Raw genomic sequence first — 3388 nt, 5'->3', positions numbered from 1 at the left:
GGCCGGCCGGGGGCGTACCGACGCCGCCGGGCGCCTACCGGCCGTCCTCGGCGGCCGGGCCGGAGCCGGCGCACGTGCCGCCGGCCCGGCCGCGGAGGGACGCGAACGAGGCGTTCCGCCCCGCCGCACAGCCGCCCGTGAACGACCTCCCGGGCGGCGAACCGCCGAAGCTGGTCTTCAGGACGCCGCCCTCGGACGACCGGCCGCCTGAAGAGCCGTGGAACCCGTGGGCGGACGGCCCTCCGCAGCCGGACCCCGCCCCGCCTCCCGCCCGGCGCACCAAACGGGCGATCATCCCCAACCCCGACGGCACGGGCTGGCGCTGGGGCGAAGTCGAAGACGACTCCCCCTAAGCACGTCCCCCTAAGCACGGCCGCCCGTCACTGAGGCGCGAGCTGCTCGATGCCGCGGCGAAACTGCCTGGCGCGGCTGGTCTCGGTCGTCCTGGCCACCATGAAGTGCTCCGGGAGAACGCCGGGATCGGGGGAACACCAGCGAGGTCCGGACCGAACTAACCCGAAGGCAAGCTCCGCCTGCCCAGCCCAGAAGACTCATCTCCCGCCGACGCCATGTCGGAGACCGACCCGCCCAGCCGACGTCCTAGATGACTGTCAACGAAGGAGCGAGTCGATGATCTCCTGCGCCCGTCCGACGCCGTCCTCGGCCCGGATCCGCCGCCCCAGCTCGTCCGCCCGGTCGGCCAGCCCCTGATCCTGGACGGCCTGCCGGATCTTCGCCGCCAGCCGGGGCACCGTCAGCGCCCGGAACGGCAGCGGAGCCGGCCCCGCCCCCAGCGACGCCACCCGCTCCCCCCAATAGGGCTGATCACCGAAGAACGGACACACAACGGTCGGCGCACCCGCCCGCAGGCCCGCCGCGGTCGTTCCCGCGCCCCCGTGATGCACCACCGCGGCCATCCGCGGAAAGAGCCACGAATGCGGGACGTCCTGAACAGCGAGAACGTGCTCGTCCGAAGTGTCGGGATCCCCTTGCACGATGCCGCGCACACCGGCGACCCGCAACGCCGTCCGCACCACCATTTCGGTCATATCGGCATCTTTCGGAACCATGCTTCCGAAACCGACGTACACCGGCGCCGGACCCGCCGCCAGAAAATCCGCAAGCTCCCTTGGAGGCTCCCAATCAGGCTCGTCGAGGAACCAGTAGCCGGTGAGGTGCACGTTGGACGACCAGTCCCGCGGCCGCGGGACCACGGCCGGGCTGAAGCACGCCAGCACCGGCCCGCCGTCCGCCCGCCTGCCGCGCACCGGCAGCCGCCGCAACCCCAGCGTCTCCTCCCGCCACGGGTTGATGAACGGCCGCGACAACTGCCACGCGATCTGGTCGACCGCCAGGAAACTCGCCCGGTTCGCCCAGGGCCCGAACATCCGCGCCCGCGGAACGAACGGATGCGGAAACGCGCCGGTCGGCTGGCTCGGCTGAAAATGAATCAGCGCCCACGGAACACCGAGATGCTCGCCGATATGCCGGGGAAGAAAGCCGAGCGTCGGCCCCAGAATGAGATCGGCGCCCTTGCAGGCGTCCAAACATTCCGCCAGCAGCCGCTCGGCCATCGGCCCCAATATGCGCCGGAACCCACCGAGGAACTTCACCGGATTACGCCCGCCCGCCAGCAACTCCTGACCGGCATCCGATTCGAGGATCTCCGTGGGATCGGCCGTCAGCGGCGCGAGCTCCAGCCCCGCGGCGACGACCATCGGCGAGTACCGCGCACTCGCCACGAGCCGCACCTCGTCCCCCCGCCGCCGGAGCACCTGCCCGAGCGCCACACACGGCTGGATGTCCCCCCGCGACCCAGCCGCGAAGATCACGATTCTGCGCACGCCGTCCTCCTACCAGGCATCGCCGCGCGGCTTGGGCTGCGGCTCGTCCACCGGCTTCTCCTCGGGAACATAAGGCTCGTACCACCCCTCCGGAGGCGTCGGCCGCTCCCCGCCCTCCTCCGGATCCCACTCCACACCCCTCGAAGGCGCCTCTCCCCCCGCGCCCTGCGTGCGCCCCCCCGAGGAAGACACCCTGAGCTCCCCCGGCCGAGACGAACCAGTCCCCGACACCGCCCCGCCCCCATCACCCACGCGCTCCACACCGCCCACGGACGCCTCGGCCGACGTCTCCCCACCCGGGAAAACAGCCGCACCTCCCGACAGCTGGCCTTCGCTGCCCCCCAGCGCCGTCCCACCACCGTCACTCACGCGCTGCGCGTCGTGCACGGACGCTTCGGGCGAACTCTCGTCTCCCGGGAAAACGGGCGAGTCTCCCACCGGCCGGCCTTGGCTGCCGCTCTGGGCTGTCCCGCGACTGTCGCTCCCATGCTGCGCGCTGTCCACGGATGTCTCGGGCGGCGTCTCGTCACTCGGGAACGTGGGCGAGTCTTCTGGCGACTGGCCTTGGCTGCCGCTCTGCACCGTCCCGCCGCTGTCGCTCGTGTGCTGCGCGCTGCGCAGGGATGCTTCGGGCGGCGTCTGGACACCCGGGAGAGCAGGCGATCCCGGCGGCTGGCCCTCAACGCCGCCCTGAGCGGCTCCGCCGCCTGCGACCTGCGGAGAATCACTGTCCTGTGCAACCCCGTGCAGCGTGGCCTCGCCTTCGACCGTTCGGTCTTCGTCGCCCGCCAGGTCGTCGGCCGGAGGGGGAGTCACCTGCCCAGCAGGGGCGCTTTCCGCCCCACCGAGCACGGTGCTGCCGTCGTCCAGACGCTCAGACTCCGCAGGGTTCGAGGAAGTCCCACTACCTGTCCGGAGAGAAGCGCCGTGCCGCATGGCACCCGGAGCTGGATCGTCCAGCGTGGACGACTGCTCATGCCCCGCGGCCCCCCAGGGCGCACCGCTGCGACCCGGCAGCGCCCCCGGGTGCCCGCCCGAGCGACTTCCAGCGGCACCGCGCGCCGCTCCGCCGACTGGACGCTCCTCAGGCTCGGTGAAGAGCCCGGCGGTCCCGCCGCTTGCTTCCGAGGCCGCGCTGGTCTGTGTGGGGGTGTGCTCCGTGGCGCCGCCTTGTGCGGGGTGGTTCTCGGGGCCTGTTGGCGGGGGTGTCGGGGTGGTGTCGAGAATGGGGATCGGTTGGGTGATCGGGGTGGTTTCGGTGGCGTCCGGTGACTTGGCGCCGTGCTCGGCTGGACGCTCTTCAGGCCGTATGCGTGGGCCTGGGGTGCTGGTCGCCGGCTGGTAGGCCGGGCCGGCGTGGGGTGCGGTGGGCGGCAGGGTGCCGCCGCCGGTCGGGAGGTCGGTGTGGCCCGTTGATGGTGTTGACGTGTCGATCGGTGGGGTGACCGGTCGGAGCGGGTCGGTGGCAGCGCGCCCTGGACCGGTGTCCTGGTGTGCCTCGGGGGTGGGTTGAGGGGTCGGGGAGGCGGAGGTGGGGACGGGGG

At 72.3% G+C, this 3388-nt stretch carries 1 protein-coding gene and 1 pseudogene; one reads left to right on the top strand and one right to left on the bottom strand.

The window, feature by feature from the left end:
* Positions 1-353: pseudogene (locus IEZ03_RS34860) on the top strand (hypothetical protein); the annotation flags it as partial.
* A gap of 258 nt (positions 354-611) precedes the next feature.
* On the opposite strand, the gene IEZ03_RS34855 reads toward IEZ03_RS34860, so the two are convergent.
* The gene (locus IEZ03_RS34855; RefSeq protein ID WP_229808773.1) at positions 612-1844 is read right to left on the bottom strand and encodes a glycosyltransferase; all 1233 of its coding nucleotides are present in this window, start codon (positions 1842-1844) and stop codon (positions 612-614) included.
* Positions 1845-3388 lie beyond the last annotated feature (1544 nt).

The organism is Actinomadura livida (assembly GCF_014648675.1).
GTDB classification, from domain to species: Bacteria; Actinomycetota; Actinomycetes; order Streptosporangiales; family Streptosporangiaceae; genus Spirillospora; species Spirillospora livida.
This window is presented reverse-complemented; position numbering and strand designations above follow the sequence as displayed.